Here is a 20516-nt window from a genome sequence, read left to right as displayed (position 1 = left end):
CTTTAGGTGCTGTGTGAAACTGACAGCATTGCACTCAGAGTGTGCAATTTTGCACAGCGTTCCCCGGCGAGGCGCAAAAAATCACTTGCAGCGCGCGCTGGCGGGCCGGCCGCAGGCGATCAGGCGGCCGACGTCCGGGTTGCCCAGGTACTCGAGGTGCGCGGTGTCGGGCCGCTCCAGCAGGCCAAGATAGGTGGGCGCGTTGGAGACCAGGATGTTGTAGACCGTGACGCTCAGCTGCGCGTACTGTTCCGGCGGCAGCGTGTACGAGAGCAGGTCGTTGGGATCGGTGAAGGCCACCAGCGTGAGCGGGCGGGCGGCCTTGGCGTCCTCGCCGGCCTCGGTGGCTAGCCGCAAGCGTAGCAGCTGCAGCAGGCTGTCGGGCGGCGGCACCGAGGCCGGCGCCGCCACTGCTGCGGCGCTCAGCGGCTGGTCGGCCAGCGACAGCAGTGGGATCTGGTTGGCCGCCATCACCAGAAAGCGCAGGCGTTGCACCGCTTGTCGCGCCGTTACCGCCGCCGCGCTGCCGGCCGGTTCCTGCGTCATGCGCAGCAGCGTATCGAACAGGAGCTTGCTGCCCATGCTGTGCGAGACCACCACCAGCGGCAGGTCGGCGCGCGCGCCGGACAGCACCTGCAGCACAGCGTCGCGCATGCGCAGCTGCATGGTGTCGCGCGCTACACCCTGGTAGATCAGGGCGTCCGGCAGGCAGTCGTCGATCAGGCCGTCCTTGAAGCGGGCGTTGAGTTTGGCGCGCATGTGCGGGTAGGGCGGCGCGCCGGTGCACAGCGCTGACTTGGTGCTCTGGTCGTAGCACAGCTGGCGCTTGAGGTCATTGGTCAGCGGCGACCAGATCAGCGCGTCGAAGCGCAAGCGGCCCGACGGTGTGTCGACCATGGCGGGGACGATCTCCACGGCCGCCGCTGCCGCGCTGCGCGCCGGCGCTGCGTTGCTGGCCGTGGTGGCGTCGCGCAGCGCCTGCGCGAGTTGCGGCACCACTTCATCGACCCAGCTGGCGTCGTGCGTGCAGATGCCGTGCACCAAGAGCACGTCGGCCGCCTGCGGCGTGGCCTGCGCGGCCAGATCGATCAAACCGGGAAAGGTGGTGTTGGCGTCCGTGAATTGCGGTGGACGGTAAGGCGTGGTGCAGCCGGCAAGCAGCAGCAATGTGCAGACGAGAAATTTCATGATGGACCTCCAAACGCGGCGCGCGGATGCGCCGCCTGAGGTCCAGTGTATTTTTCCCTGCGGCGCCCGCTTTGTGGCGCCGCAGGGAATCAAATCACGGCTGTTGGGCCAGCAGCGATTGCAGCACCGGCTGCAGGATCGACTTGCCCAGCTCGGCGCTGCGGGCGCCGTTCCAGCCGGTGTCGGCGTCCGGATCGTTGGCGTTGTCCTTGAACGGCATCTCCAAGGTCAGCGACAGGCAGCCGAAGGCGTGGGTGATGTGCGGCGAACCCATGGTCAGCGTTTCCGGCGTGTACGGCGTTTCGCCGTAGCCGAATTCGTCCTGGAAGTCCGGGCTGGCGATCAGGAAATTGTCGATGAAGTACTGCTGCGCCTCGGCCTGTTCTTCGGTGAACTCCGGCAAGGACTCGCTGCCGGCCACGAACACGTAAGGCAGGCCTTCGTCGCCGTGGATGTCCAGGCACAGGTCGACGCCGGTTTCGTGCATCTTCTGCTTGACCAGGAACACTTCCGGGCTGCGCTCCATGGTCGGGTTCAGCCACTCGCGGTTGAGGTTGGCGCCGGCCGCGTTGGTGCGCAGGTTGCCGCGCACCGAGCCGTCCGGGTTCATGTTCGGCACCACGTAGAACACGGCTTCCTTCAGGCACTGGCGGCCGAACGGATTGGCCGGGTCCAGCAGCGCCTCGACGAAGCCTTCGACGAACCACTCGGCCATGGTCTCGCCGGGGTGTTGGCGGGCGATGACCCAGACCTTCTGTTCCGCTTCTGGATCTCCGATCACCAGCATGTTCAGGTCGCGGCCGTCGATGGTGCTGCCCAGGTCGACCAGCTTGACCAGCGGCGACAGCTGGGCGTTATCCAGCAGCGACAGGTGGCGTTCCCACGAGTACGGCTCGAAATAGGCGTAGTAGACGCTGTCGTACTCGGGCGTGTGGTTGATGGTCATGGTCTTGCCATCGTAGCTGGTCGGCACGCGGAACCAGCTATCGCGGTCGTAGCTGGCCACGGCCTGGTAGTCTTTCCAGCCATCCGGGTAGGCGGCGCTGCCGGCGTTGAGGAAGTTCATGGCCAGCGGCGTGCCCTGCGCGCCCTGCACGCGGTAGTAGAACCACTGCACGATGTCGGCGTGGGAATCCTTGCGGATGTTCAGGTCGATGGCGGCCGGATCGTCGGCGCGAACCACTTCGATGGCGCCGGCGTCGAATTGCTGGCTGATTTTGATAGGCATGGCGGAATCCTGGTGAATTCTATAAAAATAGGTGCCCGCGCTCGTGGCGCGGAGCCGACATGATACAGGGTCGCGTGCCGGCCCGCCCGATTTCTGCTCTCATCCTCGCCGGCATGAACTGTCCGCCGCACGAAATGCCTAAGGCACTATCCTCATTTGGAGATGCAAGATGCGTGGCGAAGCTATTTCTCACCAGGTCAGGATACTTGAGCTGTCCCGGCATGGCTTCTGGGTCGATCTCGGCAACGAGCGGCTGTATGCCGCGTTTGCGGATTTCCCGTGGTTTGCCCGCGCCAGCGCGGAACAGATCGGCGAGGTCCAGCGGCCCAGCGTCGGCCACTTGTACTGGCCCGCGCCGGATATCGATCTGGCGGTCGCTTCCCTGCGCGACCCGGCGGCCTTTCCGCTGATCGCGCGGACTTAGGCCAAGCCGCCGAAGCGGTCGAAGAAGGCGGCTTCGGCGAGGGGTGCGGCGGCGTCTTCGCGGCGCAGGGCGAGGTCGATGTGGTTCTCGGCGGCCGCGTACACGGCCAGATAGATCTGCCGGGCCAGCTCGTAGGCCAGGGCGCCCGGCCACGGCGTCGGCAGCAGCTCGACCGGCAGTTGCGGGTCGTGCAGCTGCACGCGGCGGTAGGCGTGGATCAGCAGGGTGCGCACCACGAAAGCCTTTTCCGCCGACAGCGGCTCGTCGCAGCCGTCGACGCCATAGGCGTCCACCGCCGGCCCTTCGGCCTGCGCCGCCGCCGTCGCCCGCAGCGCCGCCAGCAGCGGCTCGAACTGGGCGATGAATTTGTTGTAGCCCTCGGCCACGCCGGCCACGTCCCAGCCCTCGGCCACCAGGTCGCTCAGCGGCCGCGCGCTGACCTGGCGCATCGACTTGCCCTGCACCACGAACAGCTTGCCGGCCACGCCCAGCCGCTTGAGCAGCTCGTCGAGCGCCGGGCCGTCGGCCGCCGGATGGCCCATGATGCCGGGCGCGATCACGCTATAGCCTTCCCACAGCAACTCCTTGCGCACGGCCGCGCGCTCGGCCGCGTTGAGCGCGCCGTCGCCGTTGAGCACCAGGGTCCAGCTGCCGTCCCAGTGCACATTCGGCGGCGCGTAGATGCGGCGGTAGGCGTGCACGAAGCGCGCCATGGCGTCCGGCGTGATCGCGTACGAGCTGCGGCGGCCATCGCGCTGCGCGCCGAGCCAGCCTTCCTGCGCCAGCCGGAACACGGAGGTGCGCAGCAGGCGGTCGTTGACGCCGAACGGCGCCAGCAGCTCGATCAGGCTGCCCAGCCAGACCATGCCGCCGTGCGGCACGATGGCGTCGCCGAAGATGGTCACCACCAGCGATTTCGAGCGCGGCGGGTCGCTGGCCAAAAATCCGGCTATCCAGTCGTTGCAATTCATAAGCGGGTTAGTAAGCTGTACACGGAAACGCTAGTTTACTTGGCCGCACGCGCGGCGCAGTAAAAAATTAACACGATGCATGATTTTAATATGACTCAAAATAAACGTGGCTAAATAAAAATCTGTATCGTATTATGTGTTGAAGGAGGAGACAGCATGTACGCACAACTGGTGGAAACCGGCCTCAAGCAAGTCCGCACGGCCGACGACATGAGCCCGGAAGAGCAGGCCTTCCAGGCCCGCATCGACGAGGGCATCCGCATCGAGGCCAAGGACTGGATGCCGGAGGCCTACCGCAAGACACTGATCCGGCAGATCTCGCAGCACGCGCACTCGGAAATCGTCGGCCAGCTGCCCGAGGGCAACTGGGTCACGCGCGCGCCCACGCTCAAGCGCAAGTCCATCCTGCTGGCCAAGATCCAGGACGAGGCCGGCCACGGCCTGTACCTGTACAGCGCCGCCGAAACGCTGGGCGTGTCGCGCGACGAGCTGCTAGCCGCCCTGCACAGCGGCAAGGCCAAGTATTCCAGCATCTTCAATTACCCGACCCTGAGCTGGGCCGACATGGGCGCCATCGGCTGGCTGGTGGACGGCTCGGCCATCATCAACCAGATCCCGCTGTGCCGCTGCTCCTACGGCCCGTATGCGCGCGCCATGATCCGCGTGTGCAAGGAAGAGTCGTTCCACGCGCGCCAGGGCTACGACATCATGCTGTCGCTGGCGAAGGGCACGCCGGCGCAGAAGGCCATGGCGCAGGATGCGCTGAACCGCTGGTGGTGGCCGTCGCTGATGATGTTCGGCCCCTCGGATGCGGAATCGGTCAACAGCGCGCAATCGGCGCAGTGGCGCATCAAGCTGTTCTCCAACGACGAACTGCGCCAGCGCATGGTCGACCAGACCGTGCCGCAAGCCGAGTTCCTGGGCCTGAGCGTGCCCGATCCCGATTTGAAATGGAACGCCGAGACCGGCCACTATGAATTCGGCGCCATCGACTGGAGCGAGTTCCACAACGTCCTGAAGGGCAACGGCCCGTGCAACCGCGAGCGCTTGCGCACCCGCGTGCAAGCGTGGGACGACGGCGAGTGGTTCCGCGACGCGCTGGTCGCCCACGCCGACAAACAAGCGGCGCGCGCCGCCTGACGTCGCTCCCGCGCAGGCGGGAGCCCATACAACGCAGGCTACTGAAAATCAGCATGGATTCCCGCATACGCGGGAACGACGAGGAGACAAGCATGAGCAAGGAATGGCCGTTGTGGGAAATCTTCATCCGAAGCCAGCACGGGCTGGCGCACAAGCACGTGGGCAGCCTGCATGCGCCGGACGCCGCGATGGCGGTCAACAATGCGCGCGACGTCTACACGCGGCGCAATGAGGGCGTGAGCATCTGGGTGGTGCGCGCGGCCGACATCGTCGCCAGCAGCCCGGCCGACAAGGGCGCGCTGTTCGAGCCGGCCAACAGCAAGGTGTACCGTCATCCGACCTTCTTCCCGATGCCGGAAGAAGTCAAGAATCTGTGAGGCCGCCGATGGACGACAAGGTCAATTATCTGCTGCGCCTGGGCGACAATGCGCTGATCCTGAGCCAGCAGCTGTCGCAGTGGTGCGGCAAGGGGCCGGCGCTGGAGGAGGATATGGCGCTGACCAACGTGGCGCTGGATCTGCTGGGCCAGACGCGCATGTGGTACGAGTACGCGGCCGAGCTGGAAGGCGCGGGCCGCGACGAGGATCAACTGGCCTATCTGCGCGACGCCCACGATTTCAAGAATTGCCTGCTGCTGGAGCAGCCGAACGGGAATTACGCCGACACCCTGGTGCGGCAGTTTTTCTTCGATGCGTGGCACTACTTTTTGATCGAAGGCCTGACGCGCAGCAGCGATGTGCGTATCGCCGCGATTGCGGAGAAGTCGCTCAAGGAGGTCACTTACCATCTGCGCCGCAGCGGCGATTTGATGGTGCGGCTGGGCGACGGCACGGACGTTAGCCATGCGAAGACGCAAGGCGCGGTCAATGAGTTGTGGATGTATAGCGGTGAGGTGTTCGCTTACGACGCGGTGGACGAGGCGATGGTAGCAACAGGCGTGGCGCCGGCCGCCGACGCACTGCGCGCGCAATGGCTGGCGCATGTGGCCGAGATCCTGGGCGAGGCCACGCTGACCATGCCGCCGGCCGACGCCTGGATGCAGAAGGGCGGCAAGCAAGGCCGCCACACCGAGCACCTGGGCTACATCCTGGCCGAGATGCAGTTCCTGCAGCGCGCCTATCCCGGCGCGCAGTGGTAGCAGCGATGACCGCCGCCGCACAAATCCAGGCCTGGCTGGGCGAGGTGCCCGATCCGGAGATCCCGGTTATCAGCATCGTCGATCTGGGCATCGTGCGCGACGTGCGCGTTGCGGCCGATGGCGCGTGCGATGTCACCATCACGCCCACCTATTCCGGCTGCCCGGCCATGCAAGTCATCGCCGATGCCATCCGCGAAGCGCTGCACGCACGCGGCGTGCACGAGGTCCGCCTGCACAACCAGCTCTCGCCCGCCTGGACCACCGACTGGATGAGCGAGGCCGGCAAGGCCGCGCTGAAAGGCTACGGCATCGCGCCGCCGGCGCAGCAGGTGATCGACATCAGCGGCCTGCAGGCGGGAGCGGCCGGCCGCAATCCCGCGTTGGCCGCCATCTCGCGCCGCACCGATGCGCGCCACGCCCGGCCCGCGCCGGTGGTAGCCTGCCCGCACTGCGGTTCGCAGCATACCGAAATCACCAGCCAGTTCGGCTCCACGCCCTGTAAGGCGCTCTACAAATGCCTGGACTGCCGCGAACCGTTCGACTACTTCAAGTGTCACTAAAGACCATGAGCAAATTCCACCCGCTGACCATCGCCCACGTGCGCAACGAAACGCGCGACACCATCGCCGTCACCTTCGCCGTACCGGCCGAGCTGCAGGACAGCTTCAAGTACCAGCAAGGCCAGCACCTGACCCTGCGCGCTAAAATCGGCGAGGAGGACGTGCGCCGTTCCTACTCGATCTGCTCCGCCGTGCAGGACGGTGCGCTGCGCGTGGCCATCAAGCGCACCCAGGGCGGCCTGTTCTCCAGCTGGGCCAACGACACCCTGCAAGCCGGCCATACGCTGGAAGTCATGCCGCCGATGGGCCACTTCAACGTGCCTTTGGACGCCGCCAACCGTAAGCACTACCTGGCCTTCGCCGCCGGCAGCGGCATCACGCCCATCCTGTCCATCGTCAAGACCACGCTGGCGGCCGAACCGCACAGCAGCTTCACGCTCTTCTACGGCAACCGCGCCTCGTCCTCGGTGATCTTCCGGGACGAACTGTCGGACCTGAAGGACACCTACATGGAACGTCTCACGCTGGCCTACGTGATGAGCCGCGAGCAGCAGGACATTGAATTGTTCAACGGCCGCATCACCAAGGACAAGGCCGTGCAGTTCCTGCAGCACTGGGTGCGGGTGGAGGACATCGACACCGCCTTCATCTGCGGGCCGGAAGACATGATGCACGGCGTCTCGGAAGCGCTGCAGGAAGCCGGCATGCCGAAAGCGCACATCAAGGTCGAGCTGTTCGCCGCCAGCATTCCGAAGCACGCGCACCAGCCGCGCGCGGCGTCGGCCACGGCCGCGCACCAGCAGACCGAAGTCACCGTCATCATGGACGGCAACGCCGCCAGCTTCACCATGGAGCAGGACAAGGAGTCGTTGCTCGACGCCGGCCTGCGCGCGGGCCTCGACATGCGCTACTCCTGCAAGGGTGGCGTATGCTCGACCTGCCGCTGCAAGGTCATCGAGGGCAAGGTCGACATGGACGCCAACTACGCGCTGGAAGACTACGAGATCGCGCGCGGCTATGTGTTGAGCTGCCAGAGCTTCCCCACCACCGCCCGGGTCGTGATCGACTTCGACCAGGCAGAATAAACGGAGACACCATGGACTACCAGAACATCCTGTTCGACATCAGCGACGGCGTCGCCACGCTGACGTTCAACCGCCCGGACAAGTTGAACAGCTTCACCCAGGCCATGCACGAGGAAGTGCGCCACGCGCTGAAGCGCGTCGCCAGCGAGGCCGCCAGCGGCGTGGCGCGCGTGCTGGTGCTGACCGGCGCCGGACGTGGCTTCTGCGCCGGCCAGGATCTGGGCGACCGCGCGGTGGAGCCGGGCGCGCGCGCGGTGGACCTGGGGGATTCGGTGGAGAAGAATTACGCGCCGCTGGTGCAGTCGTTGCGCGCGCTGCCGATGCCGGTGATCTGCGCCGTCAATGGCGTGGCCGCAGGCGCCGGCGCGAATATCGCGCTGGCCTGCGACATCGTGCTGGCGACCAAGTCCGCGTCGTTTGTGGAGGTGTTCTGCAAACTGGGCCTTATTCCGGACACCGGCGGTACTTATTTCCTGCCGCGCCTCGTGGGCAATGCGCGCGCGATGGGGATGGCGATGCTGGGCGAAAAACTGACCGCTGAAAAGGCCGAGGCCTGGGGCTTGATCTGGAAGGCGATTCCGGACGAGGATTTCGCCGCCGAGGTGCAGGCCATGGCGCGTCATTTCGCCAGCGCGCCGACCAAGGGTCTGGCCTTCACCAAGCAGGCCTTGCAGGCCAGCCCGCACAACAGCCTGCAGCAGCAGCTTTCGCTGGAGTGCGGCATGATGAGTGAGTTGGGTCGCAGCGAGGATTATCGCGAAGGTGTGGCGGCCTTCATGGAAAAACGTTCGCCACAGTTCAAGGGGCGCTGAGATGGCGGCCCTGAATATTGATCGCGTCGTTGCCGTCATCGGCAGCGGCGCCATGGGCGCGGGCATCGCGCAGGTGGCGGCGCTGGCCGGTTATACGGTTCGCCTGTATGACACGCGGGCCGAGGCCGTGGCCAAGGCGATTGCCGGCATCGACGCCGCGCTGGAAAAGCTGGTCGCCAAGGAGCGCCTCAGCGCCGCCGACCGCGCGGCCGCAGTCGCGCGCCTGCATGCCGTCGCCGAGCTGGACGACCTTGCTGCCGACGCCGACGCCGACGCCGACGTGGGCGCTGCCGCTTCCGCTGCCGGCCGGGCGGCCGGGGGCGGGGTCGGGCTGGTGGTGGAGGCCATCGTCGAGAACCTCGACGCCAAGCGTGCGCTGTTCGCGCAGCTGGAAGCGGTGGTGGCCGACGATTGCATCCTGGCGACCAACACCTCGTCCATCTCCGTGACGGCGATTGCTGCGGGCCTGCGCCTGCCGGGACGCGTGGCAGGTATGCATTTCTTTAATCCTGTGCCCCTGATGGCGCTGTGCGAGGTGGTGAGCGGGCTGGCTACCGACGCTGCGGTGGCGCAGATCGTGTTCGACACCGCCGCCGCCTGGGGCAAGAATCCGGTGCACGCCAGTTCGACGCCAGGCTTTATCGTCAATCGCGTGGCGCGGCCGTTTTATGCCGAGGGCTGGCGCTTGTTGAATGAGCAGGCGGCCGATGCGGCCACCATCGACGCGGTGATGCGCGAGGCCGGCGGCTTCCGCATGGGGCCTTTCGAGTTGATGGATCTGATCGGGCATGATGTCAATTTTTCGGTGACGCAGTCGGTTTTCAATGCCTACTTCCAGGATCCGCGCTTTACGCCGTCCGTGCGGCAGCAGGAGATGGTGAATGCCGGTTTCCTTGGCCGCAAGACGGGACGCGGCTTCTTCCAGTATGGCGGCGAGGCCGCTGTTCCTCCGGCGCAGGCCGAGGCGGCGCAGGCGAAGCCGGAGTATGTGAGCTTTACCAGCGAGCAGGGTGCGGCGTTGCGTGTAGCCGGCGGCGTGGTGATGGATGCGCTGGCGGCACGTCTGCGCGCGGCCGGCATCGAGATCGTGCATCGCAAGACGTCGGAGGCCATTCGTAATAGTGGCCACAATGGGGCACATGAGGAAGGCCCGGCCTTCCACTGCAACGGCGCGGCCGTCTACCTGACCGATGGCCGCAGCGCTACGCAGCGCGCGCACGACAACAACCATCCGGATACGGTGCTGGTCGATCTGGCGCTGGATTACGGCAGCGCTAAACGCATCGCCGTGGCGCGCTCCGACCAGTGCGCGCCGGCCGCGTATCTGGCGGTGGTGGGCTTGCTGCAGGCGGCCGGCTTTGTCGTCACGCGCCTGGACGACGTGCCTGGCATGGCCGTGATGCGCACCGTCGCCATGCTGGCCAACGAGGCAGCGGACGCCGTCAACCAGGGTGTGTGCAGCGCAGTGGCGGCCGATATCGCTATGCAGAAGGGCGTCAACTATCCACGCGGCCCGCTGGCGTGGGCCGACGCCGTCGGCATCGAGCATATCGTTCGAGTGCTGGCCAATCTGGCGGCGAGCTATGGCGAGGACCGCTATCGCGTGTCGCCGCTGCTGCGCCGCAAGCAGGCTAGTGGAGGGCGTTTCCATGAATAAGTCTGCCACCGGCGCGGACGCGCAAGCTCTGGCCGAGGCGGTCGCCGCGTCGATGTTCGCGCGCGATCCGGCGTCGCAAGCGCTGGGCATGACCATCGACGCCATCGGCCCCGGCTACGCCCGCATGTCGATGCCGGTCCGCGCCGACATGCTGAACGGCCACCAGACCTGCCACGGCGGCTTTATCTTCACGCTGGCCGACAGCGCTTTCGCCTTCGCCTGCAACAGCTACAACCTGACCACCGTGGGCGCCGGCTGCACCATCGATTACGTGGCGCCCGCCCGTGAAGGCGATGTGCTGAGCGCCGCCGCCGTCGAGCAGTCGCTGGCGGGGAAAACCGGCGTCTACGACGTCAAGGTGACGGCGCAGGACGGCCGCACCATCGCCCTGTTCCGCGGCAAATCGCATCGCGTCAGCGGCGAAGTCATTCCAGTCTAAGAAGGAGACAACGATGGTCCAATGCACTCCCGCGCCGTCCGACCTGGAGCCGATCGAGCGCGCCAGCCGCGACGAGCTGCAAGCCTTGCAGCTGCAGCGCATGCAATGGTCGCTGCGGCACGCGTACGACAACGTGCCGCACTACAGGGCCGCCTTCGAGCAGGCCGGCGTGCATCCGGACGACCTGAAGACGCTGGCCGATCTTGCCCGCTTTCCGTTCACCACCAAGCAGGACCTGCGCGAGAATTATCCCTTCGGCCTATTCGCCGTGCCGCAAGATCGCGTGGTGCGCGTGCACGCGTCCAGCGGCACCACCGGCAAGCCTACCGTGGTCGGCTACACGCAGGGCGACATCAATACCTGGGCCAACGTGGTGGCGCGCTCGATTCGCGCGGCCGGTGGCCGGCGCGGCGACATGGTCCACATCTCCTACGGCTACGGCCTGTTCACCGGCGGCCTGGGCGCGCACTATGGCGCCGAGCGGCTCGGCTGCACGGTGATCCCCATGTCGGGCGGCCAGACCGAGAAGCAGGTGCAGCTGATCCGTGACTTCAAGCCGTCCATTATCATGGTGACGCCGTCGTATATGCTCAACCTGATCGAGGAATTCCAGCGCCAGGGCCTGGACCCGGCGGCCAGTTCGCTCAAGCTGGGAATCTTCGGCGCCGAGCCGTGGACCGAGGCGATGCGCGCCGAGATCGAGCAGCGCGCCGGCATCGATGCGGTCGATATCTACGGCCTGTCCGAGGTGATGGGGCCGGGCGTCGCCAGCGAGTGCATCGAGAGCAAGGACGGCCCGGTGATCTGGGAAGACCATTTTTATCCGGAGATCATCGATCCCGATACCGGCGAGGTGCTGCCGGACGGCGAGGAGGGCGAGCTGGTATTCACTTCGCTGAGCAAGGAGGCGCTGCCGATCATCCGCTACCGCACGCGCGACCTCACGCGCCTGCTGCCGCCGACTTCGCGCGCCATGCGCCGCATCGGCAAGATCACCGGCCGCTCGGACGATATGCTGATTATCCGTGGCGTCAACGTGTTCCCCACCCAGATCGAAGAACTGATCTGCAAGATGCCGAAGCTGGCGCCGCAATATCAGTTGGTGATTACGCGCGATGGTCATCTCGACCAACTGGCGGTGCTGGCCGAACTGCGGCCGGAAGTGGCCGCCACGCATGCCAGCGATGGCGAAGTGCAGGCGCTGGCGCGCGAGCTTGAGCAGCGCATCAAGACCAACGTCGGCGTGAGCACCAAGGTCACCCTGCTGCCGCCGGACGGCATCGAGCGCACGCTGACAGGCAAGGCGCGCCGCGTGGTCGACCGCCGGCCGAAAGCATAGGAGCATTCATGGTCAAGGTGTATGAAATCAATGGCGTCACGCCGGTGGTCGATCCGACCGCCTACGTGCATCCCAGCGCGGTGCTGATCGGCGACGTGATCGTCGGCCCGCGCTGCTACGTCGGCCCGCTGGCGGCGCTGCGCGGCGACTTTGGCCGGCTGGTGCTGGAGGAGGGCGCCAACCTGCAGGACACTTGCGTCATGCACGGCTTCCCCGGCTGCGATACGGTGGTCGAGCGCGACGGCCATATCGGCCATGGCGCCGTGCTGCACGGCTGCCGCATCGGCCGCAATGCGCTGGTGGGCATGAACAGCGTGATCATGGATAACGCGGTGGTGGGCGCGGACAGCATCGTCGCCGCCATGAGCTTTGTGCGCGCGGGCATGCAGATCCCGCCGCGCAGCTTGGCGGTGGGCTCGCCGGCCAAGGTGCTGCGGGAGTTAAGCGACGACGAGATCCAATGGAAAACCAGCGGCACCGCGCAGTACCAGGAACTGGCGGTGCGCTCAATGCTGACCATGCGCGAGACGGTGGCGCTGACCGCGCCGGAGCCGGACCGCAAGCGCATCGAGTGGGATAGCGCGTTGCCGCTGCACCTGCACAAGAACGCCGGCGCCTGAGTTGCGCCCGCCGCGCGGCCTACAATTAACGGAGACAGAACATGACATCTATTTTGCAAAGCTTCATCGGCGGCCGCTGGATCGGCAGCGAAGCGGCCGCGCCGCTGCACAGCGCCCTCACCAACGCCGTCATCTACCACACCCATGCCGACCGCATCGACTTCGATGAAGCGGTGACCTATGCCCGCAAGACCGGCGTGCCGGCGCTGATGAAGATGAACTTCCAGCAGCGCGCGCAGCGCCTCAAGGCGCTGGCCCTGTATCTGCTGGAGCGCAAGGAAGAGCTGTACGCGATCTCGCACCTGACCGGCGCCACCCGCGCCGACAGCTGGGTCGATATCGAGGGCGGCACCGGCACGCTGTTCGCCTACGCCAGCATGGGCAGCCGCGAGCTGCCGTCGTCGAACGTGCTGCACGAAGGCCCGGCCATGGCGCTGGGGAAGAACGGCGGCTTCGCCGGCACCCACATCCTGGTGCCGCGCGGCGGGCTGGCGGTGCACATCAATGCTTTCAACTTTCCGATCTGGGGCCTGCTGGAGAAGTTCGCGCCGAGCTTCCTGGCGGCCATGCCGTGCATCGGCAAGCCGGCCAGCGCCACCAGCTACCTGACCGAGGCGGTGGTGCGCATGATGCATGAATCCGGCCTGCTGCCGGAAGGCGCACTGCAGCTGGTGATTGGCGGCACCGGCGATCTGCTGGACCGGCTGGGCGGCGCCGACGTGGTCACCTTCACCGGCTCGGCCGACACGGCGGCCAAGCTGCGCGTCAACCGCAACCTGATCGCCAATTCGGTGCCGTTCACGGCGGAGGCGGATTCGCTCAATTGCGCCATCCTGGCGCCGGACGTGATGCTGGACGATGTGGAGTTCGACCTGTTCGTCAAGGAGGTGGCGCGCGAGATGACCGGCAAGGCCGGCCAGAAGTGCACCGCGATCCGCCGCATCATCGTGCCTGAACAGATGGTCGACGCGGTCGGCACGCGCTTGCGCGAGCGGCTGGCGAAAGTTAGCGTCGGCGATCCGTCGGTCGAGGGCGTGCGCATGGGGGCGCTGGCCTCGCGCGACCAGCAGCGCGACGTGGCCGAGCGGGTCGAGCTGCTCGCGCGCGGCAACGAGGTGCTGTTCAGCGCGCGCGATGGTTTCAAACCGCTGGGCGAGGGCGTGGCCGACGGCGCGTTCTTTGCGCCGACCCTGCTGCTGTGCCGCGACGGCATGGGTAACGATGCGGTGCACGACGTCGAGGCCTTCGGGCCGGTCAGCACCATCATCAGCTACCACGGCATCGACGAAGCGCTGGCGCTGGCTGCGCGCGGCAAGGGTTCGCTGGTGTCGACCCTGGTGACCAAAGATCCGGCGATCGCCGCCTACGCGGTGCCGATGGCGGCGGCTTCGCACGGCCGCGTGCTGGTGCTGGAGCGCGAGGCGTCGGTGGATTCCACCGGCCACGGTTCGCCGCTGCCGCAGCTCAAGCACGGCGGGCCGGGACGCGCCGGCGGCGGCGAGGAGCTGGGCGGGATCCGCGCGGTGCGCCACTTCCTGCAGCGCGCGGCGGTGCAGGGCTCGCCGACCATGCTGGCGGCGGTGACGGGCGAGTATGTGCGCGGTGCGGCGGTGCGCGAGCACGACCTGCATCCGTTCCGCAAGCACTTCGAGGATCTGGCCATCGGCGATTCGCTGCTGACGCACCGGCGCACGGTGAGCGAGGCGGACATCGTCAACTTCGGCGGCGTCTCGGGCGATTATTTCTACATGCACTTCGACGAGGTGGCGGCCAGGGACACGCAGTTCGGCCAGCGCATCGCGCACGGCTATTTCGTGCTGTCGGCGGCGGCGGGGTTGTTCGTGTCGCCGGCGCCGGGGCCGGTGCTGGCCAACTATGGCCTGGACAACCTGCGCTTCGTGGCGCCGGTGGCGATCGGCGACACCATCCGCGCGCGCCTGACCTGCAAGCGCAAGGTGGATCGTAATCGCACCGACGACAAGGGCGTGGGGCAGGGCGTGGTGGCGTGGGACGTGCAGGTCACCAACCAGCGCGATGAGCTGGTGGCGAGCTACGACATTTTGACTTTGGTGATGAAGCGCGCCTGATGCGCGCTGCAGTCCTTACTGGCCGGGCGGCGGTTGCCACAGCTCGGCCTTGTTGCCTTCCGGGTCGATGACCCAGCCGAATTTGCCGAACTCGGAGTCGTCGGTTTTATCGAGCACGTTGCAGCCCTCGGCGCGCAGCGCTTGCAGCAGCGCGTCGAGGTCGGCCACGCGGTAGTTCACCACGAACGGCGCGGCGCCGGGCGCCAGCGCGTTGCTGTCGGTGGCCGAGATGCACCAGGCCGTGGTGCCGCCGGTCGGCTTGCCGTCGTCGCCGGTCCAGTCGAATGCCGCGCCGCCCCACGGTTGCACGTCGATGCCGAGGTGGCGCTTATACCATTCGCCCAAGGCCTTGGGATCTTTCGCGTAAAAGAAGATGCCGCCTATGCCGGTAACGCGCTTCATGTGTGCCTCCAGATGGTTAGCGTTTCAAATTGCGTATCAAGTTAGCGTTGAAGTCCAAATGGGTCGTCGATGCTGTGGGCCGGTTCGGTGAACCATTTCGGGCCGCTGGCGGTCATGTAGAAGTGGTCTTCGTGGCGCACGCCGAATTCGCCGGGGATGCAGATCATCGGTTCGTTCGAGAAGCACATGCCGACGTCGAGCGGGGTTTTGTCGCCGCCGACCAGGTAGGGCCATTCGTGGATGTCGAGGCCGATGCCGTGGCCGGTGCGGTGCGGCAGGCCTGGCAGCTTGTAGCCGGGGCCGAAGCCGTCGGCCTCCAGCGAACGGCGCGCGGCCTGGTCGACTTCCTCGCACGGCACGCCCAGCTGGGCGGCGGCGAAGGCGGCCGCCTGCGCTTTCTTTTCGCTGTTCCAGACCGAGCGCTGGCGCTCGCGGATCGGTCCGTAGACGTAGGTGCGGGTGATGTCGGAAATGTAGTTGTGCAGCTTGCAGCCGGTGTCGATCAGTACTGTGTCGCCGGCTTTCAGCGTTTGCACGTAGCTGACGCCGTGCGGGTAGGCGGTGGCTTCGCCGAACAGCACGATCACGAAGTAGGAGCCGGCGGCGCCGACCTTGCGGTGCGCGCGGTCGATGAATTCTTCCACTTCCTTGGTGGTGATGCCTTCCCGCAGGATGCTGGCGGCGGCGACGTGCACGGCCAGCGTCATGTCCATGGCGCGCTGCATCAGCGCGATTTCGGCGGCCGATTTGCGGGTGCGGCAGTGGGCGGTGACGCTGCGCGCGTTTTCCAGCGCATAGCCGTCGGCCAGCGGGCGGATGCCGTCGTAGATGAAGAAGGCGGCGCTTTCGCAGATGCCCACGCGCGGCGGCTGTGCGGGATTCGGCGCGATGCCCATGCGTTTCAGCACAGCGATGAATAGCGCGTAAGGACTTTCGTGCTCGTGCCAGCAATTGACTTCGCCTTCGACCAGCATGAAGTCCTTCAGCGTGCTTTCTTCGAAGGCCGGGGCGATGTATTCGACCGCGCCGTGCGCCGGCACGATGGCGCCGACCATGCGCTCGCTGGCGTACCATTTGGTGCCGGTGAAGTAGGTGAGGTTGGCGCCGGCGTTGATGTAGATGGCGGCGATGCCTTGTGCCTGCATATAGGCTTGTGCGCGGGCGATGCGCTGCAGATGTTCGTCTTTGCCGATCGGGACCGCGCCCGCCGTCATGTCCGATAAGGAGGCCAATGCCTCGTCCATGGTCTTTCCGCCTATAGTCATTTTTATATCCTGATGTTGGTTGCGAGGATCGCCCGCTTGAGCCTTCGATGATAGCAGGTCATGCGGCCGTAACACACCAATGTTATGTTGCCCGCTCTTCTGTTTCACACTTCAGGATCGTTCACATGTCGCCCAAAAAACTGCTGCTCCCTGTCGCTATCGCCATCATTCTGACCGTCGCCGCCTGCGGCGGCGACAACGCGCCGGTGAGCAGCGTGCCGCCGCTGCCGGCCGGCCGCTGGATCGCTGGCGATCTGCACACGCACACCACGCAATCGGCCGACGCCGATGTCAGCCAGACGCTGGAAAAAATTCTCGCCAAGGCCTTCACCACCTATGGCCTGGACTGGATGGCGGTGTCCAATCACCTGCGCGTTTCCACCCGCGATGAGAAGGGCGTCGCGCTGGCGACGTCGATTCCCATGTCACTCGGCGTCGAGCGCTACGAGATCCCGCGCGTGAAGGCGCTGCAGGCCGCCGGCACGTATGCCGACAAGTTGATCTTCTCCGGCTTTGAATGGGACATGCCGACCCACGACCATATCGGCGTCGGCATGTTCGACGGCGCCAATGCCAGCACCAAGGGTATGAAGGAATTCGAGTACCTGTTCACCACGCGCGACGCCGCCATGTTCGACGCCGCCGACGTGACGGCATGGAAGGCCAAGTACGGCGAGACCCGCTACAACAAGAGCGCCGACGATGCGCTGCAGGCGATCAATTGGCTCAAGCAGAATTATCCGGACACCAGCTACGCGGTGATCAATCATCCGTCGCGCAACAAGGGCAGCTACAGCATCGCCGACTTGCGCGCCTTCAACGACGCCGCGCCGAATATCATGTTTGCCATCGAGGGCATGGTCGGCAATCAGATGGAGCCGGATCGTGGCGGCTACACCGCCGCTTACACCGATGAGAATGCGCTGCTGCGCGTGTACGGCGGCGTCGATTATGTGGTGGCGAAGGTGGGCGGCCCGTGGGATGCGCTGCTGGGCGAAGGCCGCCGCATCTGGAACCTGACCGACTCCGATACCCACTTCAAGATCGTCGGCGGCAACAGCAGCGGTTATTTCCCCGGCGAGTATGCGAAGAACTATGTGTTCAACAGCGCCACCGGCGCGCCGGCCGCCAAGGATTTGCTGGCAGGGCTGCGTTCGGGGAAGATGTTCTCGGCCTACGGCGATTTGATTAACGCGCTCGATTTCAACCTGGCCAGCAAGGATGACCGCAAGGAGATGGGCGGCGAGCTGAAAGTGGTGGCCGGGGACAAGGTCAGCATCACCATCCGTTTCAAGACGCCGGCCAGGAACAATTACGAGAAGCCGGTCGACAGCGGCACCAGCGCCAACGTCAAGCCGGTGGTCGATCACGTCGATCTGATCGTCGGCGATGTCGGCGCCAAGGCCACGCCGGGTAGCGCGGCCTACAGCGTCGCCACCAATGCCAGCACCAGGGTGGTGAAGCGCTTCACCAGCGCCGACTGGAAGGTGGATGCGGACGGTTACTACAGCGTGACTTACGAAACCACCGCCAGCAAGAACCAGTACTTCCGCCTGCGCGGCACCAATCTGGGTCTCGATGTCGCCGGCTTGACGCAGGGCGGCGAGCCGCTGGCCGACCAGCGCACCGGCACCACCGACAACACCCAGCGCTTCAACGACATCAACGACCGTAACTACCGCAGCCTGTGGTTCTATTCGAACCCGGTGTTCGTTTCGCTGCGTTGATCACTTGGTCAGCAGGCTGACTTTGTCGAGCACGAAGGAGGTCTGCTTGGAGCGGTCTTCGCGCATGACGAAGGCCAGTGTGACGGTCTGGCCTTTGAAGGGCAGCAGGTCGAAATTGCGGATCTGGTAGCCGTCGGCCGGCGTCAGGTTGGTGTAGGTGGCCAGCGTCGACAGGGTGGCGCCGCCGCTGTTGCGCAGCGTGACCGTCATGCTGTCGTAGACGGTGTTGCTGGTTTCGTCGGTGTCGATGTGCAGCGCGAAGCTCAGTTGCGCGCTGGCGGCGGCGGCGGGGATGGCGACCCGCTGCGTCAGCGTTTCGGTGGCGCGCCGGCCGTTGCCGCCCAGCCAGGCGTAGCGCGTGCCCTCGTAGGGCGCCTGGTCGGGATGCGCGCCGATGACGGCGGTGCTGCCGCTCCAGCCGGTGGCGCCGCTTTCGAAGCCGCCGTTGGTCACGCGTTCGACGGCCTGGCCACCGCCGCCACCGCCGCCGCCGCCGCCGTCACCCTCGTCGATGTCGGCGCCGACGTTGATGGCGGCGTAGGCGCGTTGCACGGCGATGGCTTCCTTGGAGGCGGCGCCGTACAGTTCCTGCGCCGCCTGCAGCACCTTGTTGCGGGCGTCGGCGTAGTTGGTCGACGAGGTGAACTTGGTGGTCAGCGCCTTGAACCAGATGCGGTAGGCCTTGTCGCTGCCGATGCCGCTCATGGCCGCCGGCGTGCGCACCAGGTAGGGGCTGTGGTAGTCGCTGGACGCGTCGGCGCTGGAACCCTGGGCCAGGAAGTAGAACATGCGGTTGTTGGGGCCGCTCGAATAGTGGACGTCGAGGTTTTTCAGGTTGCTGCTCCAGGCGTCCGGGCTGCGGCCGTCCTTGCTCGGCTTGTACATCCAGCGCAGCGGCTGGCCGCTGCGGCTGATCTCGCGCCCGGTCATCCAGTCGTTGCCGGCCGCCGGGATGCTGGTGCCGGTGCCGCCGGCGCGGGCGTAGGCTTCCACCATGTCGCCGCCGATGTCGGAGTTCGATTCGTTGAGGCCGCCCGATTCGCCGGCGTAGATCAGGTCGGCCGTGGCGGCGGTGACGCCGTGCGACATTTCGTGGCCGATGACGTCGATCGCGCCCAGGCTGAGGAAGCTGTCGCCGTCGCCGATGTACATGCAATGGCAGCTGTCGTCGTAGAAGGCGTTGTCGTAGGCGGTGCCGACGTGGGCGGCGATGTAGGTGGCGGTGTTGTTGCCGTCGAGCGCGTGCCAGCCCAGCACGTTCTTGTTGGCGTCGTAGGTGTTCATCAGGCCCCACAGGGCGTTGACGGCGGCGGTCTGGCCGTTGGCGTTGCTGGTGCTGCCGCCGTTGTATTGCTGGCCGTCGCCCCAGGTGTTGCTGGCGTTGCTGTAGACGGCACCGGGGTCGGGGTTGTTGGGCGAGCTGTGGTTGGCGTTGGTGACGGCCATGGCGCCGAAGCGCCCGCCGGTGCCGCGCGCCGGGTCGAGCATCTGGAAGCCGCCGGCGGCGGCCGAGGTGCTGATCGGCACCTGGCCGTTGTACTGGCTGTTGCCGATGCCGGTGACGGTCTGCAGCGCCGGCCATTTGGCGAGGATGGCGCCGCTGCGGGCGTCGACGATCAGATCGTAGTAGACCAGCTTGCCGTCCTGGGCCATGCGCAGCTGCACCAGGTAGGCCAGGGCGTAGCGCTCGACCACTTCCTCGACGTCGAGCGCGTTGAGTTGCGACTCGGGCTTGTTGGCGGCGGCGGCGGTGCGCGCGCTGCGCATCAGCGGGTAGAGCAGCAGCTCGGCGCGCGGCGGCCAGCGGTGCACGGCGGACGGCGCGACCGCGCCGGGCGGCGCGCCGATGACGGCCTGCACGGCGGCGGCGATGGCGGCGTCGCTGCTGAGCGCGGGCGTGAGCTCGGCCGGCGTGGGCAGCGGCGCGGCGGCGGGGATGGTAGGGATGGCCGGTGCGGCCACGCCGCCGGTGCTGCTGCGCGGCAGCGTGCCGCCGGGGCGGCGGTCGGTGGCCGAGACGCTGAGGATGGCGCCGCCGGCGTCGGTGACCACCACCGATTCCGAGCCGAACACGCGCAGGCCCTTGTAGGTGTGCTGGGCGCGGGTGATCTTCTGGCCGACCACGCCCGGGTGTTCGCTGCTGATGCGGTAGCTGTAGTCGGCCACCAGGCCGGCGCGGGCCGGGCCGAGGCCGGCGTCGAGCGCCTGCAGGCGCGCGATCAGGCTGGCTTGTTGCTGCGGGGTGGCGGCGACGACCGGGGCCGCCATCAGCGGCGCGGCGGTGGCCAGCAGGGGCGCCAGGACGAGGCCGGTGGCCAGGAGTAGGGTGCGTGGGTTCATGTCATCCTCCGTTGGGTAGATGACTTCACGCTAAAGCGCCGGCGCTGCGGCGTACTGTGCCAGATCAAACAGCGGGCAGATCGGCGCCGCGCGG

General features: G+C 66.5%; 19 protein-coding genes. 13 read left to right on the top strand and 6 right to left on the bottom strand.

Annotation, left to right across the window (positions count from 1 at the left end; all coding sequences use genetic code 11):
- Positions 1-81: 81 nt before the first annotated feature.
- The gene (locus ACXZ1M_RS09795; protein WP_459052974.1) at positions 82-1188 is read right to left on the bottom strand and encodes a hypothetical protein; all 1107 of its coding nucleotides are present in this window, start codon (positions 1186-1188) and stop codon (positions 82-84) included.
- A 94-nt stretch (positions 1189-1282) separates the two neighbouring features.
- The gene (locus tag ACXZ1M_RS09790; protein ID WP_459052973.1) at positions 1283-2416 is read right to left on the bottom strand and encodes a M14 family metallopeptidase; all 1134 of its coding nucleotides are present in this window, start codon (positions 2414-2416) and stop codon (positions 1283-1285) included.
- A gap of 169 nt (positions 2417-2585) precedes the next feature.
- Here ACXZ1M_RS09790 and ACXZ1M_RS09785 point away from each other — a divergent pair, with 169 nt between their 5' ends.
- Entirely contained in the window at positions 2586-2840 is a 255-nt protein-coding gene (locus ACXZ1M_RS09785) for a DUF2442 domain-containing protein (protein WP_459052972.1), read from the top strand.
- Here the strand turns inward: ACXZ1M_RS09785 and ACXZ1M_RS09780 are convergent.
- On the bottom strand, positions 2837-3811 hold the full coding sequence (locus ACXZ1M_RS09780; RefSeq protein WP_459052971.1) for a PaaX family transcriptional regulator: 975 nt from the start codon (positions 3809-3811) through the stop codon (positions 2837-2839). The genes ACXZ1M_RS09785 and ACXZ1M_RS09780 overlap by 4 nt on opposite strands.
- 156 nt (positions 3812-3967) lie before the next feature.
- Here ACXZ1M_RS09780 and paaA point away from each other — a divergent pair, with 156 nt between their 5' ends.
- The 11 genes from paaA (at position 3968) to paaZ (ending at position 14688) form a co-directional block, all read left to right on the top strand.
- The gene (gene paaA / locus ACXZ1M_RS09775) at positions 3968-4951 is read left to right on the top strand and encodes a 1,2-phenylacetyl-CoA epoxidase subunit PaaA (protein WP_459052970.1); all 984 of its coding nucleotides are present in this window, start codon (positions 3968-3970) and stop codon (positions 4949-4951) included.
- 92 nt (positions 4952-5043) lie between these two features.
- The gene (gene paaB, locus ACXZ1M_RS09770) at positions 5044-5328 is read left to right on the top strand and encodes a 1,2-phenylacetyl-CoA epoxidase subunit PaaB (protein WP_373989026.1); all 285 of its coding nucleotides are present in this window, start codon (positions 5044-5046) and stop codon (positions 5326-5328) included.
- A gap of 8 nt (positions 5329-5336) precedes the next feature.
- Positions 5337-6089, top strand: a complete 753-nt coding sequence (gene paaC / locus ACXZ1M_RS09765; protein ID WP_459052969.1) for a 1,2-phenylacetyl-CoA epoxidase subunit PaaC — start codon at positions 5337-5339, stop codon at positions 6087-6089.
- Positions 6090-6094: 5 nt separating this feature from the next.
- Positions 6095-6649 carry a 1,2-phenylacetyl-CoA epoxidase subunit PaaD gene (paaD, locus tag ACXZ1M_RS09760; protein ID WP_459052968.1) on the top strand — a complete coding sequence of 185 codons (555 nt, stop codon included), beginning with the start codon at positions 6095-6097 and terminating at the stop codon, positions 6647-6649.
- 5 nt (positions 6650-6654) lie between these two features.
- On the top strand, positions 6655-7734 hold the full coding sequence (gene paaE, locus ACXZ1M_RS09755; RefSeq protein ID WP_459052967.1) for a 1,2-phenylacetyl-CoA epoxidase subunit PaaE: 1080 nt from the start codon (positions 6655-6657) through the stop codon (positions 7732-7734).
- 11 nt (positions 7735-7745) lie between these two features.
- A complete protein-coding gene (gene paaG, locus ACXZ1M_RS09750; RefSeq protein WP_459052966.1) occupies positions 7746-8546 on the top strand; it encodes a 2-(1,2-epoxy-1,2-dihydrophenyl)acetyl-CoA isomerase PaaG in 801 nt (266 codons plus the stop codon).
- A gap of 1 nt (position 8547) precedes the next feature.
- A complete protein-coding gene (locus tag ACXZ1M_RS09745; protein WP_459052965.1) occupies positions 8548-10203 on the top strand; it encodes a 3-hydroxyacyl-CoA dehydrogenase in 1656 nt (551 codons plus the stop codon).
- Positions 10196-10642 carry a hydroxyphenylacetyl-CoA thioesterase PaaI gene (gene paaI, locus ACXZ1M_RS09740; protein ID WP_459052964.1) on the top strand — a complete coding sequence of 149 codons (447 nt, stop codon included), beginning with the start codon at positions 10196-10198 and terminating at the stop codon, positions 10640-10642. Before ACXZ1M_RS09745 ends, paaI begins: the two co-directional genes overlap by 8 nt.
- 13 nt (positions 10643-10655) lie before the next feature.
- On the top strand, positions 10656-11981 hold the full coding sequence (gene paaK, locus ACXZ1M_RS09735) for a phenylacetate--CoA ligase PaaK (protein ID WP_459052963.1): 1326 nt from the start codon (positions 10656-10658) through the stop codon (positions 11979-11981).
- A gap of 8 nt (positions 11982-11989) precedes the next feature.
- Complete coding sequence (locus tag ACXZ1M_RS09730; RefSeq protein ID WP_459052962.1) at positions 11990-12601, top strand: phenylacetic acid degradation protein PaaY; 612 nt, start codon at positions 11990-11992, stop codon at positions 12599-12601.
- 41 nt (positions 12602-12642) lie between these two features.
- Entirely contained in the window at positions 12643-14688 is a 2046-nt protein-coding gene (paaZ, locus tag ACXZ1M_RS09725) for a phenylacetic acid degradation bifunctional protein PaaZ (RefSeq protein ID WP_459052961.1), read from the top strand.
- Positions 14689-14703: 15 nt separating this feature from the next.
- Here the strand turns inward: paaZ and ACXZ1M_RS09720 are convergent, their stop codons facing one another.
- Positions 14704-15090 carry a VOC family protein gene (locus ACXZ1M_RS09720; RefSeq protein ID WP_459052960.1) on the bottom strand — a complete coding sequence of 129 codons (387 nt, stop codon included), beginning with the start codon at positions 15088-15090 and terminating at the stop codon, positions 14704-14706.
- A gap of 41 nt (positions 15091-15131) precedes the next feature.
- The gene (locus tag ACXZ1M_RS09715) at positions 15132-16355 is read right to left on the bottom strand and encodes a M24 family metallopeptidase (protein WP_459052959.1); all 1224 of its coding nucleotides are present in this window, start codon (positions 16353-16355) and stop codon (positions 15132-15134) included.
- Between the two features lie 125 nt (positions 16356-16480).
- Between ACXZ1M_RS09715 and ACXZ1M_RS09710 the strand changes: the two genes are divergently transcribed.
- Entirely contained in the window at positions 16481-18082 is a 1602-nt protein-coding gene (locus tag ACXZ1M_RS09710; protein ID WP_459052958.1) for a CehA/McbA family metallohydrolase domain-containing protein, read from the top strand.
- On the opposite strand, the gene ACXZ1M_RS09705 is transcribed toward ACXZ1M_RS09710, so the two are convergent.
- A complete protein-coding gene (locus ACXZ1M_RS09705; protein WP_459052957.1) occupies positions 18083-20422 on the bottom strand; it encodes a M4 family metallopeptidase in 2340 nt (779 codons plus the stop codon).
- Between the last annotated feature and the right edge of the window lie 94 nt (positions 20423-20516).

The organism is Duganella paludis (genome assembly GCF_054461335.1).
Note: the sequence above shows the minus strand (reverse complement) of the source record. Positions and strands in the feature narration are given on the sequence as shown.

Bases quoted from the DNA above. Each gene is read 5' to 3' on its own strand.
- ACXZ1M_RS09730 (WP_459052962.1), top strand. From the start codon at position 11,990: ATGGTCAAGGTGTATGAAATCAATGGCGTCACGCCGGTGGTCGATCCG.
- paaB (WP_373989026.1), top strand. From the start codon at position 5,044: ATGAGCAAGGAATGGCCGTTGTGGGAAATCTTCATCCGAAGCCAGCAC.
- paaK (WP_459052963.1), top strand. From the start codon at position 10,656: ATGGTCCAATGCACTCCCGCGCCGTCCGACCTGGAGCCGATCGAGCGC.
- paaD (WP_459052968.1), top strand. From the start codon at position 6,095: ATGACCGCCGCCGCACAAATCCAGGCCTGGCTGGGCGAGGTGCCCGAT.
- paaE (WP_459052967.1), top strand. From the start codon at position 6,655: ATGAGCAAATTCCACCCGCTGACCATCGCCCACGTGCGCAACGAAACG.
- paaG (WP_459052966.1), top strand. From the start codon at position 7,746: ATGGACTACCAGAACATCCTGTTCGACATCAGCGACGGCGTCGCCACG.
- ACXZ1M_RS09795 (WP_459052974.1), bottom strand. From the start codon at position 1,188: ATGAAATTTCTCGTCTGCACATTGCTGCTGCTTGCCGGCTGCACCACG.
- ACXZ1M_RS09790 (WP_459052973.1), bottom strand. From the start codon at position 2,416: ATGCCTATCAAAATCAGCCAGCAATTCGACGCCGGCGCCATCGAAGTG.
- paaC (WP_459052969.1), top strand. From the start codon at position 5,337: ATGGACGACAAGGTCAATTATCTGCTGCGCCTGGGCGACAATGCGCTG.
- paaA (WP_459052970.1), top strand. From the start codon at position 3,968: ATGTACGCACAACTGGTGGAAACCGGCCTCAAGCAAGTCCGCACGGCC.
- ACXZ1M_RS09715 (WP_459052959.1), bottom strand. From the start codon at position 16,355: ATGACTATAGGCGGAAAGACCATGGACGAGGCATTGGCCTCCTTATCG.
- ACXZ1M_RS09720 (WP_459052960.1), bottom strand. From the start codon at position 15,090: ATGAAGCGCGTTACCGGCATAGGCGGCATCTTCTTTTACGCGAAAGAT.
- ACXZ1M_RS09745 (WP_459052965.1), top strand. From the start codon at position 8,548: ATGGCGGCCCTGAATATTGATCGCGTCGTTGCCGTCATCGGCAGCGGC.
- paaI (WP_459052964.1), top strand. From the start codon at position 10,196: ATGAATAAGTCTGCCACCGGCGCGGACGCGCAAGCTCTGGCCGAGGCG.
- paaZ (WP_459052961.1), top strand. From the start codon at position 12,643: ATGACATCTATTTTGCAAAGCTTCATCGGCGGCCGCTGGATCGGCAGC.
- ACXZ1M_RS09710 (WP_459052958.1), top strand. From the start codon at position 16,481: ATGTCGCCCAAAAAACTGCTGCTCCCTGTCGCTATCGCCATCATTCTG.
- ACXZ1M_RS09780 (WP_459052971.1), bottom strand. From the start codon at position 3,811: ATGAATTGCAACGACTGGATAGCCGGATTTTTGGCCAGCGACCCGCCG.
- ACXZ1M_RS09705 (WP_459052957.1), bottom strand. From the start codon at position 20,422: ATGAACCCACGCACCCTACTCCTGGCCACCGGCCTCGTCCTGGCGCCC.
- ACXZ1M_RS09785 (WP_459052972.1), top strand. From the start codon at position 2,586: ATGCGTGGCGAAGCTATTTCTCACCAGGTCAGGATACTTGAGCTGTCC.